This window comes from Synechococcus sp. SYN20, from assembly GCF_014279555.1.
Lineage (GTDB): Bacteria > Cyanobacteriota > Cyanobacteriia > PCC-6307 > Cyanobiaceae > Synechococcus_C.
Genome location: NZ_CP047959.1, coordinates 298,609 through 315,570 on the forward strand (window position 1 = coordinate 298,609; position 16,962 = coordinate 315,570).

Here is a 16,962-nt window from a genome sequence, read left to right on the forward strand (position 1 = left end):
ATTCGCGATGATCAAGTCAGTCACGGGGCGTCAAGCGGCGCCAGAACGCATGCGCACTGGGGAGATTCACCGCGTTACAGGCGAGACCGATGTCAGCGTTCGGCTCGGGCTTGACGGCAGCGGCCGGTGTCAGGCCAGTACAGGTGTGCCTTTTCTCGATCACATGCTGCATCAGATCAGCAGCCATGGCCTGATTGATCTAGAGATCACAGCAAGTGGCGACACGCATATTGATGACCATCACACCAATGAGGACGTTGGGATTGCCGTTGGCCAGGCGCTCTCGAAGGCCCTGGGTGATCGTCGTGGGATCTACCGCTTTGGCCACTTTGTGGCACCGCTGGATGAGGCGTTAGTGCAGGTGGTTCTGGATTGCTCCGGACGCCCCCATCTCAGTTGGGGGCTCACGATTCCAACGCAGAAGATCGGGACTTACGACACCGAACTGGTCAAAGAGTTCTTTGTGGCTGTCGTTAACAACTCTGGCCTCACCCTGCACATTCGCCAGTTGGATGGGGTGAACTCCCACCACATCGTTGAGGCTTGCTTCAAGGCCTTTGCAAGGGCGCTGCGCATGGCGACTGAGATTGACCCTCGCCGGTCTGGATCGGTGCCCAGCAGCAAGGGGGTGTTGGAGCAAGCAGGTGGCTCCTAGCCAACGGATCTTCCCTCAAGGCCACGCTTCATGGTCTGTTACGAGAGGATGGTGATTGCCTCTGGGTAACCCAGTGACCGTTGCACCCGCTTCTGCTCGTTTCAATCGCTCGGAATGGTCCAGTGCCTTCCGCAACGTGGACGAAGAACTCACGGATGTGCCCTTGAAGCCCGTGCGTGGCGAGGTGCCGGATGCGTTGCGCGGCTCGCTGTATCGCAATGGACCTGGCCGTTTGGAACGGGATGGTCAGCGCGTGCATCATCCGTTCGATGGTGACGGAATGATCACCGCCCTCCACTTTGATGCGAAAGGTGTTCGTTGCAGCAACCGCTTTGTGCGCACCAGTGGCTGGAAAGCTGAGGAGTCTGCAGGCAAGGTGCTGTTTCGTGGTGTTTTTGGGAGCCAAAAGCCAGGGGGGCCGCTGGCGAACGCCTTTGATTTACGGCTCAAAAATATTGCCAACACCAGTGTGGTTCGGCTTGGAGATGATCTCCTGGCGTTATGGGAAGCCGCTGAGCCCCACGCCTTAGATCCGCAAACCCTGGAGACAAGAGGCCTTTCCCTTCTCGGTGGTGTGCTCAAGAAAGGGGAGGCCTTCAGTGCTCACCCCCGTTTCGACCCTGGCCATCACGGTGACCCGCGGATGGTGACCTTTGGAGTGAAAACCGGGCCTCGCAGCACCGTTCGCTTGATGGAATTTGCGACAACCGACAATGCCGCGGCTGGTATTCGAGCCGGTGATTTGCTCAGTGATCGCCGAGATACGTTTGCTGGATTTGCCTTCCTGCATGACTTCGCCATCACGCCCAATTGGGCGGTGTTTCTGCAAAATTCGATCAATTTCAATCCGCTCCCCTTTGTGCTCGGACAAAAAGGGGCGGCTCAATGCCTCACGTCCAATCCCAATGGGAAGGCCAAGTTTTGGTTGATCCCCAGAGATAGCGGTGTTTTCGCTGGTCAAGAACCACGGGTCATCGATGCTCCCGATGGCTTCGTATTCCATCACCTCAATGCCTGGGAAGACGATGGAGAGGTGGTCGTGGAGAGCATTTACTACAACGACTTTCCTTCGATCGGTCCTGATCAAGATTTTGCTGATGTGAATTTCGATCTCATCCCTGAGGGCTTGCTCGAGCAGTGCCGCATCAATCTGGATTCTGCAAAGGTTGAGACCACTCGCTTGAGCGAACGCTGTTGTGAATTCGCGATGGTTAACCCCAATCAAGAAGGCCTTCCCTGTCGCTTTGCCTGGATGGCGGCCGCTGCGCGAGAACAGGGGAATGATCCATTGCAAGTCGTGAAAAAGCTTGATCTTCAAACAGGTGAACGGCACATTTGGAGTGCAGCCCCCTCTGGTTTCGTCAGTGAACCGCTAATGGTGCCTAGGCCAAATGCAAGCTCTGAAGATGATGGCTGGGTGTTGGATTTAGTTTGGAACGGAGCTAGATCTGCATCAGATCTCTACATTCTCGATGCTCGAGACCTCAGCGAAGTTGCTTTGTTGGAATTGCCACTAGCTATACCTCATGGCTTGCATGGAAGCTGGTGTGAATCATCAGTATTGAATAAATGAGGGCTTGCTGAAGTGAATTTGGCTCAAGTCAGAAAATGTTGAAGGAGGGTTGCAACCAGTGGCCTTTGCATTAATGTAGTTAATCATACAATCATCTGTTTGAGTTATGCGGTATTAAGGCTTGGCAAGTATTGAATTTGCGCTAATCTGCCTATACCTTAAAGATGCACAGCATTGATTATCGGTATCCCTGTTTCCCTTAAGAGCGGAATAATCTATAAATATAGCTCATTTTTGGATTCAATTTGGCGTAAGCAGCCAAGAAAAAATTATTATAATATTGCTTTTTCGGATGCAATTCGAGGCGAGCCCAGTTTTGGAGAATGCTTAATCATTGGCAAAAAAACAAGGTATGCTTTAACCTGCTTTAGTAGTGAAAGTAATACTAAATCTGCTGTTTTGGTATTATATAGTGATATCGAGATAGAATTTAATGGCTTGGAGTTAGGCCTAGATATAGAGGTAGAGTCTCATGGCTTGGAGTTAGGCCTAGATATAGAGGTAGAGTCTCATGGCTTGGAGTTAGGCCTAGATATAGAGGTAGAGTCTCATGGCTTGGAGTTAAGTAGTGATATTAAGCAAAAATCAGTTGAATTTTTCCTTGAACCCCAAATCTTCTCTGCAGGCAATAATATCGACGTCACTTTAAAGGCATCCTCGCAAGTCTCAGGTATCGATACTCTGACGAAGCTTTTTACAGTTCAATCCGAGGCTGATATGCAGCCAGCTAGCTCTTCTATTGATTTGCTCTTTGATAGTTTCTCCCATGACCTTAATACAGATAGGTTGTTTGCATCTTTGTCGCGTTTAATAGATGAGTTAGTAGGCAACAGGGCTCATTCTCAGGCTATCTTCACTGCTCTGGGGGGCTTTGATTCGCTAATTAAAAAAATAGACATTCAGCCTGCTTGTTTATTGTTAGATATACAAAATTTAGATAATTTAGATGGTCTGTTTGATAAACCTGACAACCTTTTGGCATGGAATAGTCTTGCATTGGATTTTGCGACTGCTTCATCTAGTGGTCCCACCCCCTGCTCCCGGTTTTTTGCTTATCTCGGTAATTCTCTTTGGGATGCTTGGGCAGTCTTTGAGGATAAGGCTATAGGCTCTATCTATCAGCAGGAAAAGCAAGAAGATTTTATTGCTTTACTTGAAGGTTTTGAAATTTCAAGCATTGACTTGGCTGAATTTAAATATCTATACCAATCTTCTGGAAATAGTGTTAGGGAGATACTCGAAAGCGCTATTCGCCAAGTGGTAATGGACGTTTCCGCATTCAATGTGTTCTCTGCAATACAGTCCTCGTTGTTTAAAGATGGAATTCCTGATGCTCTAGTTGGTACTGCTCAAAAGCTATTGGACAATAATCTTACTGATATATCCAAGCTAGGCAAAAAAATTGCTAATTTAGTTGTCTCTATAGGAACAAATATTGGAGAGAGTATTTCGTCAAGTATTAATCAGTATGCATTGAAAGATGGCTCTAATCAGGCTGAATTTTACCAGGATACTACTGACTATCAACCCTCCCAAAGCGTTTTTATTCCTGGGGACCCGAATTCAAAAATAGATTCATTCTGGCAGCCTCTAGAGGGACAGAATCCGCTGACTCCTCATTGGGGGGAGGTAATACCATTTGCTATTAATACTAATGATTTGATTCCAACTGATATTGTTAAACCATATACAGATCAAGGTGATTTAAATTCTACATTTATAAGTCAACTGATTGAAGTCAGAGATATTGGTATTAATCTCACTCCATTAGAAAAAGCTATTGCTGAATATTATGAAGGTGGAGATGGTACTGCTTTCCCTCCAGGTCTCTGGCTTGATCACACCATCGATCTATCTTTAAGTCGCAATCTAAATCTGGATGAGTCTCTCAAGGTTACTTTTGGGGTGTCTCAATCTATGTATGATGCGGGAATCGCTACCTGGGCAACCAAATATAAATATGATTCGGTTCGGCCTATTACAGCAATTCGCCAATATGAGCCTGATACAAGACTAAGTGACGGAACACTTGCAAGTGGATGGGCCCCTTTTTTGCCAACGCCACCTTTTCCTGATACACCATCAGGTCATTCGTCTTTTAGTAGCGCTGCCAACTATTTTTTGATTGATTTTTTTGGAAGCAATCAGTTTGACTTATCAGTAACTCTAAAGGACGATGACTCTCAATATTCTGCTAATGGTTTTGACGGCATTCCAGGCTCTGGTGAAGATCTCGTTATTTCATCTACTTACTTTTCAGAAGCTTCCGCCCAAGCTGGAATGTCAAGAATTTATGGAGGTATCCATCAGAAAGATGGAGATCTTAAAGGACAAGTAATTGGTAATAAGGTTGGACTGGTGAATAGTCAGAAGATAAATAGCCTTGAAAAGGGTCTACTTCCTGAGAATGGAGATCCGCTTTCAGTTCAAATTTTTGGGACCATGGATTCAGATATATTAACTGGTTTGCCTGCCGATGATGTTAGCTCAAGTAAGATTCAACAATTGTATGCGTTTGGTGGAAAAGATATAATAACTGTAAGAGGAGGCTCGCAGTGGCAGGTCTATGGAGGCTCAGGAATAGATACTTTTAGGTTTTACGAAACAGAATCATTAATGTTGCGAGATTATCAAGCAATGGAGAGGATTGAGTTGAACTCAGAGATTTTTCAGCTAGGAGAAACTATAGAAGATATTCAATTTGCAGTATCTTCTATAGAGCCATTCACAGATGTTTCTCTTAACGGACGTACTTTGTTTATAATGGATGGATCATGGGGGCTAGACGATGTCAATTTGTCAACTTTTGCGTGATTAGTGTTATCAAGCTGCTCGCATTTGTTCAAGTTGATATTATGATGTAAGTCATCATATTTGTTATTTGTTATTTGTTTTGTGCGCTATGTCTCCTGAAGTTTGTTCTTGTTTCTCCGGTACATCTTGATATCCCTTGGTAGATATCACATGGCCATTCTCTTGTGCCTTCCTTGGTGCAAGTCTTGGGATTTGATCATCTTAGAACGCTAAATTTTAACCCCATTGCTTTTCCTCTGATATCTGCGCGGCAATTGCCGCGATCTTTTCGATTTACATGAACTCGAAGAAGTTAGTAATGTGGCTAGTTTTAAATGGTTACTAAAAAATTGACTCGTGATACACCAGATTGAACGGCTTGGATCCTTATATAAGGAAGGATGTTTTTTCTTAATATATTGGTCCTCAGAGATGTGAAAGCAAGGCCGGGCCTTTCCACTTCTCCTATAGTCGTGTGCGTTCCAATCAAAATTTGTGTACTGCGTTATGTGCACAGCTTTAAGAGGGGTTTTGAGGAAAAGCCCAGTCTTTGCAGGCTCCACTCTGTGATACTCAACCAATCGTCATCGGCTTTTGTCTCAAATGCGCAATGAGTGCTGTTATGGGGTTCACTTGGCGTTTAAAAACCTATCTTTTATATATGCGAATTATTGTTACGTGTTCGTGAGTCATGAAAAAAACAAATTCAAACAATTATCATTGGTCTTGCTTTTTTAAACGTAAGGCTAGAGCTGTTAATCAACTTGTTTCGGATTCGTCACGATTATTGCCAATTGAGAATCGCCTCTTATCCGTTAAGTATTCCCATAGGGTTTTACAGGTCAATGATACACTTAAGCTTGTTCCATGGCTTAGTCGTGAAAGTGTACCCGAGGCATTTTTTGAGGAGAAACCTTCATTAGAAGATAGTGTCCTCCAATCTTCGGCAGTTGATATAACAGTTTCAGAGAGTGAATCGTCCGATGGTGGCGTTAATTATATTTATCAAGAGGATATTGATAGGGGCACCTTGCTTATTGATAAGCCAGGGAAGTATTTGGTGATGGAAGACCTGGTTTTTAACCCTAATCCTGTAGGAACAGTCATCAGAAATCCCTTAGATGCAATGGCTTTGGGCTTACAGGTTGGCGACAAACTTGATGCCTCATTAGCGGGCAGGCCACTACCCAGCCAATTGGGGTACGGAGACGATCAATATGATCCTAAAGCATTTGGAATTGGCTTCTTTTCAATGCTCGCAATTACAAGCAATGATGTGGTTTTAGATTTGCAGGGGCATACGATTCAACAAAGTGAAGAGCATGCATTATTGCAGAGGTTCTATTCGAATATTGAAACAGCTGGAGCTCCATTCATTTCTGATCAGGGCCCTCATGACTTTGGTCCGAATGGTTCAAAGTCTGCCCATGATCTTTCGATTAAAAATGGAATAATTGGCTTGTCCTCTCATCATGGAATCCATGGGAATGGTAATAGCAACGTAAAAATACGTAATGTAGATTTTATTGACTTTGAAGTAGCAGCTGTTGCTCTTAATGGTGTTGATGGTTTGAAAATAACTGATTCAACGGCCTCTAATCGTTCAGATGTTCCTGTTTTAGGATTCTTCAGTAACGCTCGTTTCTTGATCCCATATATTGATTATCTGGCCTCTCAAGATGCGACCAATGACGGGGATGGTCTTATTGATTCCGATTTAACATTAACCGTTCAGGGGCAAATTAAGTCAGTCTTTGATATCCAAAAGTCGCTACGCGATGCTATTAATTCTGTTTATGATGATATAATAGTTGAAGGTGACAATCGAATTGATCAAACCAGTCAATATCATCAGCTGTTCAGTAATTCTACTGGATTGGTTGAGGCTAATTCTTATGGATATTTAGTAGGCGCAGTTGGGGTGCAAGTGAATGGCTTCCCCGTTTCTCCTGAAGATGGGTTTCAATCTCCTTCCAAAGATGTAACGATCAAAAACACACATGTGTTAAGCTTGAAATCGCATATTATCGAAGTTCCAGTACTCTCTAATGCTGAGGATGGTCAAGAGTATCCAGTGATTGATCCTATTGGTGCTGCTTTTCAGCTACGGAATAATCAGAATGGTGTTTATAGTACATTGATCTCTCAAGATGGCCAGAGCTTGAATGCAAGTGCTGATACTACTGATGTATTAAATGCTAGTTACAATGGTAATGTGGTTGCTGATGCACAATTGATTCTTGCAAAAGCGATACACCAGCATCAGAACAATCATGAGCTTTGGTTCGAAAACTCATTCCTTGATATCTCTCGTAATTCAATTGGTATTGATATTATTGACTGGGCAGAAAGTGCGGAACCGTTGTCACAATTGAGAGAATCTTTGGATGTGGATGGTGGTGAAGACAATGGCTGGATTTACAATGTGGATAACATGGTGCATGTGAACAAAGGAACCATTGGTTTTAAGCTAGATGCACTTACTGGAGGAGTGTGGAGAGATGTTTCGGCTAGTAATATCGTCTCCTCTGGCCTGCCTGGTTTTAATGGAAATTACACATCGGAGGAGAAGGGCTTCGTTAAGCAGGAATTGGGTGGTTACAATGGCGCCGCTGTTAGGGGTTTCACTTTTTCGGGTTCAGCAGATGTTTCAGTCAAGGAGGTTTATATTGATAACCTATCTTCCCTATCGGGTGAAGTCTATGGAATACAATCTCCAACGCCTTCCACTTCAATACATCTCAATCAGATCGATTTTGGCCCATCCGGGCTTATAGCCTCTGGAGATCCAGCATTTGGTCCTAACCACAGCGCGAATGCCTTTGACATATCAGGGTTTGCCTAGTTTCCCTTCTAGCGATCTTTTAATAGGTCATATTATCACTAGTGTAAAAGTTTTGCGATCTCATTGTCATTATTTGAGATTGGAATTGGTCAAATATTTCTTGGAATTCCATTGATTGAAGGATTTCTGTCTCGTTCTCCTTGTTGACGCAGCCAAACGCTAACAGGTAAAAACCCATCAGACTATTGCCTACTGACGAACTGTGCTTGACTGCTGAACTGCATAGCCCTTCTTGAAGAGCTTTTATTTCAGCCTTGTGCAGACACTTTGATCACTATCTATATTGGATTAAATCTTCAAAATTCACATGCCAAGTTCGCAGATTTCTATTCGAAGGCGTCTTGGCTTGTCACTTGTAGCGGCTTTTACTATCAGCACTGGGATCTTGTTGATCTCAACTGATCAATTGATTAAAAGGGATCGATTGCAACGTCACGAGCGTCTAGTGATGGCTACAGCAAAGGAAGTAGGAAGAACAATTGATAGTTCGCCTGGAATAATATTAGGTTCAAGTCAAAAGATTTCCGATGAAGCATATAAAAATATATTGAATGATTTCTCGGCAACGCGTGTTGTGATTTGGTTGAGTAGACCAGACAAGGATCCTATTTTCCCCCAAAACACTGCTGTTAGTAAATTCTTAGAGAATAGCGAGCTTTTAAAAAAAGCTGGTGTAAATTCGCCAGGAATGCAAAAGCCTCGCAGTTTCGAATTTAACGGGAAAACCTATTTTACTTGCTCTATGCCTTTGCCAGATGGTCAAGGAGTTCTTCGCTTTTTGGAGGATGTTGGTATTAATCCAACCGTTAGAAGAGAAAATATTTATTCGCTTCTGTTGATTTGGGCACTTCTTGTGATTTTTTCTTCGTTATACATTAGGAAGGTTTTAACGGTTGGCTTGTTTCCATTGAGTAGACTTGAGAAGATGATGGATAATGTAAGCCTGCGAGCCTCTGGAATTGTTTCTAGTGAGCGTGTAGATTTGGAATCTGAGCCTACAGAACTTTTAGGAATCATTGCTTCGTATAATAATCTTGCAGATCGTTTGCAAAAGGCTTGGACTCAGCAGCTTTTGTTTGCTCGGTCAGTCAGTCATGAGTTGATTACTCCATTAGCCTTGATCGGAAGCTCGTCACGCCGACTTTCGCGTCGCTTACAGAATCTTTCCGATAAGGATAAAGCTCTTCTTGAGTCGATTAATTCTGAAGTTAAGTCAGCAGATTATTTGATTAGGGATTTAGTTGAGTTAGCACGAAGTGAATCTGGAAGTTTGCACGTTGATTTGGAAGTTCTAAGCTTGTCGGGAATATTAGTTCATTTAGAGAGTGATATCGCATTATTGCCGTGGAGCGATTGCTGTAAAATTATTTATGCTAAAGACATTTCTGATCCAGTTCAGATTAGCCTGCTGGTAAACGATAACAGACTGCGGCAATGTATTTGCAATCTCATAGAGAATTCTCATAAGTACTCGCCAGCTAATTCTGAAATTAAGTTGTCAATCTCTCTTGATGAGGCTAATGTTTATTTTGATATCATTGATCTTGGTCATGGTATCGCAGAAGAAGAGCATGAGCTTATTTTTGAACCATTTAAAAGAGGGACTAAGGGTGTGTGTGATGTTTCTGGTTCTGGAGTTGGCCTAGCTCTTGTGGCCGAATTGATGAAACTAATGAATGGAAATGTGCGCGTATTGAGATCAGACGATAGTGGAACTACGATGAGAATTACGGTTCCATTGTATTCAGGCTGACCCATGAACCCAATAGACTGTTGTTTCTTTGTGGGCTAATTCTTGCAGAAAGAAGTGCTCTTGTGCTTGCCAAGTGTATTACAAAAGATTCTAGTATCGTCTTGATTTTTGCAGTATTCATGACCTTTATGGTGTGTGATGATGTTTCATGCGCTCTTCTTTTAGTCCGATCTGTCGTTTCACGTTTTTGGTCGCTTCTTTATATTAGGGCCTTCTTTCTTTCCCTTTCAGGTTATATTGCATTGATTTAGATGCCTACGATATAGTTGATCAAGCAAGCTCTTCTCTAAGGTGAGGGACTCCTACCCCTACAATAAAATTATTCTGTTTGGGATTCGCTTCGTTTATTTTTCATGGATTCGTCGGAGACAGTGGGGCGTATCTTGGTGCAGTTAATTGTTTAAGCTTTTTGACTTCTAGGATGTTTTTCACTGCGATGAGCTAGGTGTGTCAGAATTAATTAAAGAGGGTTCTTAATAGTAAGAATAGTCTGTATTATGATATGGGTTGATATTTGCCTAGAGTCAGGCTGGATATTTATTTTAATTGAATCTTTTGTGATTTTTCAGTGAAAGCCTTTGCGAATTATGCTAAGGGTTTAGTTGTAAGGCGTTACTTGTTACATTCGTTTTTTGTATTTTTGGATGCTTTTCATTGTTCATGGCCCTGTGTGAGTTCTCTTTGGCGAAGCAATTCGTATTAGCAGGCTTGTCCCTCATCATGACATGAGTTGCAAGCGCGCCAAGAATGATTCTTGCTTTTCATCTCTGTAATTACAGGGTGTCGGGAAACGCAGTTGATCAAGAGAAATTTCTAGGTCATTGCCGTGAGAATGCACTAATATCAGACTACAAGAAAGGTGATCTTGAGATCACTTTTCTGCCTCAGTAGGACTTTTGACTCTCATCTCTTGTGACATTCCAGGTTAATAAGGAAATTGAGCCGTGGATTTTTGACTCGCGCATGCGTGTGGATCCTTGCGAATCTAGTCCATCTCCTTGTGTTACTGGTGCTGATTATATTGGAAAAACAATCTCAATATTGAAAATTGAATTAAAAAATGCATCTCGTATATTAGCGATTAATCCAGAAGATTCTTTTTGTTTTTGTATAGCAGCGACTGGATCTTTTCGGGGAGTCGCAGGTTCACGAGAAATTTTCATGTCACCCAATCGTTTCGCTTTTTTATTGCTTCCTGGGGAAGCAATAAAAATTATTCCAAATTCTGACACTATTGCTGCATACGTTTACAGATTATCGGCCAAATTTCTTTTAGACGAAGCTGTAAGCCACGGTACTCTCTTGCCTAGCCTCTTAAGCCTTCAAGATACGATTCCTGACCATGAGCAATTGATTCTTGCCTGTTCTAAGCAACTATTAAAGTTTTCTTCCATTGGTGATGATCTCTCTGATTTGCGACTTTTAGAGCCTCTTGAGGGTTCGATTGTTTCTTTATTGGCTACTTTGGTTGGCCTATCATCAGATTTTCTGCCAAAGACTTCTTCTGATCCACCTCAGAATATACATGTGGATGTTGCCCTTGCGTATATGGAAGCTAATATCAAGAGAGAGATATCTCTTAGGGATCTTTGTATCGAATGTAGTGTCTCGTCTCGCACTCTTCAGGTGTCTTTCCAGACGGTTATGAGTAAGACTCCTCTGCAAGCTCTTATGGAACTCCGCTTGAACCGGCTGCATGATCTTTTGTTGCAGGGTAAGGAAGTAGGAAATGCTTGTGATCAAGTTGGCCTTCGCCATTGTGGAAGGATTTCTGCAAAATACAAGGATTTATTTGGCGAGTTGCCTCGTAATACGCGCCAACGTCGGTTTTAATTCTTTTATTAATTGTCATCCTATGTATTGTTTAACTGCGATTCCTTTTTGGTTTTGCAATAAGGTCGGTCTTGGTTTAATATTGTTGCATAGTTGTCCTTTTCCTGGTCTTTTGCGTGACTTCATCTAATTCTTCCACTCGCTCGAATTCGTTCATTTTTGTCGATGATGATCCTCGTGTTCGCGATGCTCTTAAAGCTGAGCTCGCTGACATAGGAGTTTCTGCGCTGATTTTGTCAAACCCCTTCGAACTTTTTGATAATACGAAAATTTCAGACTCTTCTGTTATTTTCTTGGACTTAATCCTTCCTACTATGAGTGGAATTGATTGCGTTGAAAGGCTGCGTAGTTCGGGATTTGAAGGCTTTATAGTTGTAGTCACAGCTCTTTGTGATCCCGCTATGCGTGAGCAGGTTCTTGCTGCGGGCGCTAATGATTTTATTATTAAATCCGACTTTTTCGATTCTCTTGAAACTGTCCTGGGTAAGTATTCGGTTTAATTGCGACCTTATTTGTTTCTATTCGGGAGAGGCCTTTAATGCCTGGAATCCTGGTAGTCTCATTCGATTTTAGCTTAGTTCTTCAATTCTTTTGATGTTGAGTTTCTCTCGTATTTATAGTCCGTTACCGCTCACTCTGTAATTTGACCGCTGCGTTGCCATTCCTTGAAAGCGAGCCTTGGAGCGCTCCATAGCGTGAACAACACCAGCGGTGTGACAGGCACTGCTGTGATCACGATGAACGCTTGCAGGGCATCAATCGAGGTGCTGTCACCTAATCCCGTACCGATTCTCAATAACACCAGGGTGAGGCTGCCGATCATCAAGGCCCAGAACAGCCGCAACCGCTGCGATGGCTCATTGCGTCCGCTCACTACCATGGCGGCGGCGTAACTCATCGAATCGGCACTGGTGCACATGAACAGCACCACCAACATGAGCCCGATTGGGATCAGCAGGCCTGAGAGGGGAAGCGCGCTCAGGATGGCCAGCAAGGATGCAGCCGCCCCGCTCTGCGCTAGGGCTTCACTGATGCCTGCGCCTCCGAGCTCCAGGTTCATTCCAGTTCCACCAAGCAAGGTGAACCAGATATTGGTCACGATCGGGCAGAGGATCGCAACGGCTAAGACCAATTCACGGATGCTGCGGCCGCGGCTCACTCCGGCCGTGAACAGACCCATGAGTGGTGCATAGCCCAAAAACCAACCCCAATAAAAAACAGTCCAGCTGTCCAACCACGGTTCAGAGACGTCTGTTCGAGGCATCAAAGCCATCTGAGGCAGATGCACCAGGTAGGTCCAAAAACCGCTGAAAAAATGTTGGATCAGCCAAATGCCAGGTCCGAGGATCAGCAACCCAGCCCCTAATAAAAGAGTGAGCCAAACGTTAAGTTCCGATAGCCACTTAATCCCTTTTTGGATGCCGCTGACGGTGGATGTAGCAAACACTGCTGTGAGCAGGACCACGACAAGCGACTGAAGTCCTGCACTGTCACTCAACCACGGGAGTTGTCCCGCTGCATTGCTGAGTTGAAGCGACAGGAAACCCAAAGGGCCAACGGTGCCGGCGATGGCCGCAACAACGGAAAGGCCGTCCGCAAGATCTCCGATTGGGCCGTTCACCCAACCCTTGGGAAGGATGTTCACCAGGAGAGTGCGAGGCCGCAGCGGTTCGCCCCGCTGTTCCAAAATCGAAAAGGTAATCGTGGTGGTGGTGGCCACAAGCGCCCAGGCGAGGAAGCCCCAGTGCAGAAAACTCACCGCCAAAGCCGGATCCACGGCAGCTGCCGTGCTCCCCACCACCCCTTCAAAGACTGGTGAGGGTGTTTGGAAGTGGTATAGCGGCTCAGCTGCAGACCAGAACACACCCCCGCCCGCGAGCAGGGTGCAAATCAAGACAGCGCACCAATCGAAAAATTTCAGACTGGGCTTGGCTGTTGCTCCCCCAAGGCGGAGCTTCCCAACCGGGCTGATTGCAATGGCGATGGCGATCAGGAACAGAAGCATCACCATCCATTGCCACAGCCCCCCGAGCGAATGGCTGACAATGGTTTTGCCGGTTTCCGTGAAGTGCTTCGCTAACGCCAGATCGATGGCGGAGACCAGCAGGAAAATCAGCAGTGGGATCGCACCAACCCAAAGGGGTGGCTGGCTCAGCGAGGAGCGTTTTGTCGTGGGGGATTCAGACAATGTTGTTCAGAAGAAAAGGTTCAGGCGCGGACGGCGTCGCGTTGGTGGCTCCAGCAGGAGATGTCTGCAGCGGGTTGATCGCCGCTGGCAAGACGGGCGAGTGAATCACCAATCAGCGGCGCAAACTTGAAGGATTGGCCGGATCCGCCGGCAAACAGGCTCAATTTCGGCGTGAGCCGATCCAAGACGAAATTCACATCGCTGGTCATGGAATAGGGGCTCATCACCGTTTCCACCCGTTCTTGCACGCCGTCTAGCTCGTTAAACAGGAAGGTGTCCAGGAGTTCCAGGAGGCGGGCAGGCGCTTCGGTGCACATGGCGTTGGGTTCAGCGACGCGGAGCTCCTTGGGAGACCAGTCGATCCCGGCTTTAATGCGAGGACGCCCATCAGCGGTAGTACTGAGAGAGGGGAAGCCGTAATAGAGGCCTCCGTCATCGCCGCGCTCTTTTTGGAAACAAAACCACTGGGGGTAGCGGCTGGCGAGAGCTGGGTCCACGGTGTAATGGGCCCAGAGCATCGGCCAGATTTCCAGTTTTGGAGCCAGTCCTAATGGGGCCAGCAGGAGTTGACTCCAGATGCCGCAGGCCACAACAACATGCCCTGCACTGATGTGATGACCGCCTTTGAGGGTGACGCCACCGCCATCGGCATCAATGCTGCTAACCGGACTGTGTTCGACGAGCTGATGGCCAGCAGTACGGGCCGTGCGAACCCAATGGGCAATCACTTTGTCGCTGCGGACGGCACCAGCGGTGGGTTCGAACAATCCAGTGAAATCGGCCTTGGGTTTCAGCGGGAAGCGCTCGGTAATCTGAGCGGCACTCAGGGCTTCGTAGGGGATGCCCTGATCATCCATGACTTTCCGAGCTCCCGGGATCGATCCTTCGATCGTTTCCTCATCCCAGCTTTCGCCGTAAAAAAGAAGTCCATGGGTGTCACGCAGAATTTCCCCCGCATGAGTTTCCTCTTCCCGCCAAAGGCGATTGGCTTCCTGCGCCAGACGGCAGAGCACTGGGTCGGAATACATTTCCCGGAACATTCGCGTTTCGCCGAAGCTGCTGGCTCGCGCATGGGCCAGCGTTTTGCCTTCAAGAAGAATCACGTCGCTGATCCCTCGGCGAGCGAGTGATGCTGCACAGCTGAGGCCGGCCATGCCGCCTCCGATGATCACCACTGCTGCGCTTGAAGGGAGAGATGTGGATGTCATGCGGCTATCCCGAAACTGAGTCCTATGGGATCTTTACCGGTGTGGGCGGCAACTTCAACCAGAGCGTCACTGACAGTGAGGCCATCTCCTCGTTGTTTTAAGAAATCAGTGGCGCGCTGACGCACTTCATGACGCACAAAGTCGTACACCTGCTGGGGTGTGGCTTGACCCCAATCATCAGGCGAGAAGCGCTCGATCGAGTCGGCAATGACCGCGCCAGCATTCACGAGTGGATCGGGCAGGACGCGGATTCTGCGTCGACGCAGATCATCGGCAATTTCGGGCTGCTGGAAAGGCGCATTAGCGGCTGGAACAATCGCTTTCACCTGCATCGCGCTGGCCATCTCTGGGTCAATCAGGCCTGAGATGGAGCAGGGCAAGAGGAGGTCGAGTTCCTGTTCCCACCACGCACTACTGGGTGGAAGGGGTGTCGCTCCAGGGAGTCCCGCCCGCTTTGGGTCCATGTCAACGGTGAAGACATCCCAGCCGTGCTGGATCAAGGTTTTCGCCACCGTTCCACCCACGGCTCCACATCCGTGCACCAGGGCCTTGCCTGGCATAGCCTCTGTCAGAGATTCAGCGAGCACCGCCTCAACGGCACCCACTGTTCCGAAGGCGGTGGCGGCGCTTGCATCCACTGGGCTTCCAACGGCGGCCAAAACATGGGGTGTGAGCGACATCAATCGCTCCATGTCTTCCAGGCTTGTGTTGAGATCACACCCGGTAATCATCGCGCCATTCAAAGATTGGAGAAGCTCAGCGGTGACGCTGATCAACTCATCTTTAACGGCGGCGGGCTCCGCAGCCCTGGCGACAATTTTGCCGCCAGCGAAGCCCGTCCCATAGAGGTCGTGCTTATGGGTCATCAGACTGGCCAACCGATGCCCGTCGGCGATGCAGGCTTCATCACTGGAGTAATTGAGCAGTCGCAGGCCGCCGTTTGCGGGTTTACCGGTATCGCTGCTTTCGGCTACGACAAACACCGAAAGATGATCGGAGACATGTTGAGCCAACACCGACACCGCAGGGGCGCCGGCGGATTGCAGAGAGGCCATGGTCATCAGGCCACACGCTCCATGATCTGGTGGTGCTCCACGTAATCGAGGCTCCACTCCTCTGGGGAGGCTGCAATGCGCTGCTTTAAGCGCTCATACACGAGATCCGCTGTTGCATCTCCAGCGACGGAGGCAAAACTGTGGCGGCTCCAGCTACGGATCGTCGCCATCAGTCCTTCGGCGAAAGCTGCGGTGTCGGCGTCTTCGTTCCAACGCTTGCGATAGGGGCAGGGCACGTGGACCGTGCGCTCATCAACGAGCCTGAGGCCATTGAGGTAGGCCGCTGAAGTCTTGTCCTTGAGGGGCGCCATGAACTCCTCCGGAGACTTGTAGAAGTTCAGGATCGTTCCCTTGCGGTAGATCTCTTCGTGATCACGCCTTCATCAGCCAGGCTGCGCCAGATCTGATGCAGCTGGTCATGAACGTTGCGAGTGACTCCACCGTTATGACCGAGGTATCGGCCTTCTTCATCACGGGACAAATTCACGGTGAGCAGGCGGCCGCCCACGGCGAGCTCCACGCTGCGCAGTTCGAGGACGCTGGCCCAATCCTTCATCGCTTGCGCCGTGAAGCGCTCAAGGGCCTCCTTGTCGTCTGAGGCGAGCACGTGGGTGTGCGTGTTGAGGGGGCCAGGGGATTCACTCAACCAATGCATGGCTGTGGCTGAGAAGCCAAAACTCACGGTCTCAGGGGCCACTAGGGGCTCATAGAAGCTGCGAGCACTCACCAGCACGGTGGGATTGGGAGGGCGACCCAGCTGCTTGGCAATGTTTTCGGCTAGGGCAACGTTGTCGTTGCTTGGTAGATCGTTGCCGATCAAGGTGAGGTGGGCTTTGGGCTGGCGTTTGTGCAGCCGATCCAAAACCTGAGACCACAGCCCAACAGCGGTGCCGCCGTCGGCAGCGCCGTAATCCATCAGCACGTAGCTGGAATCGTTCGTTAATTGATCAACACAAGTCAGGGCCCAGTCCGAGGCGGCATCAATGCAGAGGCGTGCGCCCTCGGTTTGCGCGCTGTAACCCGTGGTCATGGCGATGGCCATAGACCTCGTCAGTAGCA

General features: G+C 47.3%; 10 protein-coding genes and 1 pseudogene. 7 read left to right on the forward strand and 4 right to left on the reverse strand.

The window, feature by feature from the left end:
* The first annotated feature begins 49 nt into the window (after positions 1 to 49).
* The 7 genes from hisB to SynSYN20_RS01535 all read left to right on the forward strand — a co-directional run bounded on the left by hisB (position 50) and on the right by SynSYN20_RS01535 (position 11,952).
* A complete protein-coding gene (gene hisB / locus SynSYN20_RS01505) occupies positions 50 to 655 on the forward strand; it encodes an imidazoleglycerol-phosphate dehydratase HisB (protein ID WP_186525373.1) in 606 nt (201 codons plus the stop codon).
* A gap of 73 nt (positions 656 to 728) precedes the next feature.
* On the forward strand, positions 729 to 2,228 hold the full coding sequence (locus SynSYN20_RS01510; RefSeq protein ID WP_186524452.1) for a carotenoid oxygenase family protein: 1,500 nt from the start codon (positions 729 to 731) through the stop codon (positions 2,226 to 2,228).
* Between the two features lie 174 nt (positions 2,229 to 2,402).
* Complete coding sequence (locus tag SynSYN20_RS01515; protein WP_222929747.1) at positions 2,403 to 5,042, forward strand: vanadium-dependent haloperoxidase; 2,640 nt, start codon at positions 2,403 to 2,405, stop codon at positions 5,040 to 5,042.
* A 670-nt stretch (positions 5,043 to 5,712) separates the two neighbouring features.
* Positions 5,713 to 7,866 carry a hypothetical protein gene (locus SynSYN20_RS01520; RefSeq protein ID WP_186524454.1) on the forward strand — a complete coding sequence of 718 codons (2,154 nt, stop codon included), beginning with the start codon at positions 5,713 to 5,715 and terminating at the stop codon, positions 7,864 to 7,866.
* 385 nt (positions 7,867 to 8,251) lie between these two features.
* Positions 8,252 to 9,619 carry a sensor histidine kinase KdpD gene (locus SynSYN20_RS01525; protein ID WP_222929748.1) on the forward strand — a complete coding sequence of 456 codons (1,368 nt, stop codon included), beginning with the start codon at positions 8,252 to 8,254 and terminating at the stop codon, positions 9,617 to 9,619.
* Between the two features lie 912 nt (positions 9,620 to 10,531).
* Positions 10,532 to 11,452 (forward strand): helix-turn-helix domain-containing protein, encoded by a 921-nt coding sequence (locus SynSYN20_RS01530; protein ID WP_186524456.1) that lies wholly within the window; start codon positions 10,532 to 10,534, stop codon positions 11,450 to 11,452.
* Positions 11,453 to 11,568: 116 nt separating this feature from the next.
* Positions 11,569 to 11,952: a response regulator gene (locus tag SynSYN20_RS01535; protein ID WP_186524457.1), complete on the forward strand. Its 384-nt coding sequence runs from the start codon at positions 11,569 to 11,571 to the stop codon at positions 11,950 to 11,952.
* Positions 11,953 to 12,083: 131 nt separating this feature from the next.
* Here SynSYN20_RS01535 and SynSYN20_RS01540 read toward each other — a convergent pair whose 3' ends face one another.
* The 4 genes and pseudogenes from SynSYN20_RS01540 to SynSYN20_RS01555 all read right to left on the reverse strand — a co-directional run bounded on the left by SynSYN20_RS01540 (position 12,084) and on the right by SynSYN20_RS01555 (position 16,945).
* A complete protein-coding gene (locus SynSYN20_RS01540; RefSeq protein WP_186524458.1) occupies positions 12,084 to 13,640 on the reverse strand; it encodes a BCCT family transporter in 1,557 nt (518 codons plus the stop codon).
* 20 nt (positions 13,641 to 13,660) lie between these two features.
* Positions 13,661 to 14,848, reverse strand: a complete 1,188-nt coding sequence (locus SynSYN20_RS01545) for an FAD-dependent oxidoreductase (RefSeq protein ID WP_186524459.1) — start codon at positions 14,846 to 14,848, stop codon at positions 13,661 to 13,663.
* Positions 14,845 to 15,909: a Glu/Leu/Phe/Val dehydrogenase dimerization domain-containing protein gene (locus tag SynSYN20_RS01550; protein WP_186524460.1), complete on the reverse strand. Its 1,065-nt coding sequence runs from the start codon at positions 15,907 to 15,909 to the stop codon at positions 14,845 to 14,847. Before SynSYN20_RS01550 ends, SynSYN20_RS01545 begins: the two co-directional genes overlap by 4 nt.
* Positions 15,909 to 16,945, reverse strand: a pseudogene (locus SynSYN20_RS01555) (SAM-dependent methyltransferase). The gene SynSYN20_RS01550 and the pseudogene SynSYN20_RS01555 overlap by 1 nt, the downstream one beginning before the upstream one ends.
* Positions 16,946 to 16,962: the final 17 nt, after the last annotated feature.

Coding starts and splice junctions, on each gene's coding strand:
- hisB (WP_186525373.1), top strand. CDS start 50: ATGCGCACTGGGGAGATTCACCGCGTTACAGGCGAGACCGATGTCAGC.
- SynSYN20_RS01520 (WP_186524454.1), top strand. CDS start 5,713: ATGAAAAAAACAAATTCAAACAATTATCATTGGTCTTGCTTTTTTAAA.
- SynSYN20_RS01545 (WP_186524459.1), bottom strand. CDS start 14,848: ATGACATCCACATCTCTCCCTTCAAGCGCAGCAGTGGTGATCATCGGA.
- SynSYN20_RS01550 (WP_186524460.1), bottom strand. CDS start 15,909: ATGACCATGGCCTCTCTGCAATCCGCCGGCGCCCCTGCGGTGTCGGTG.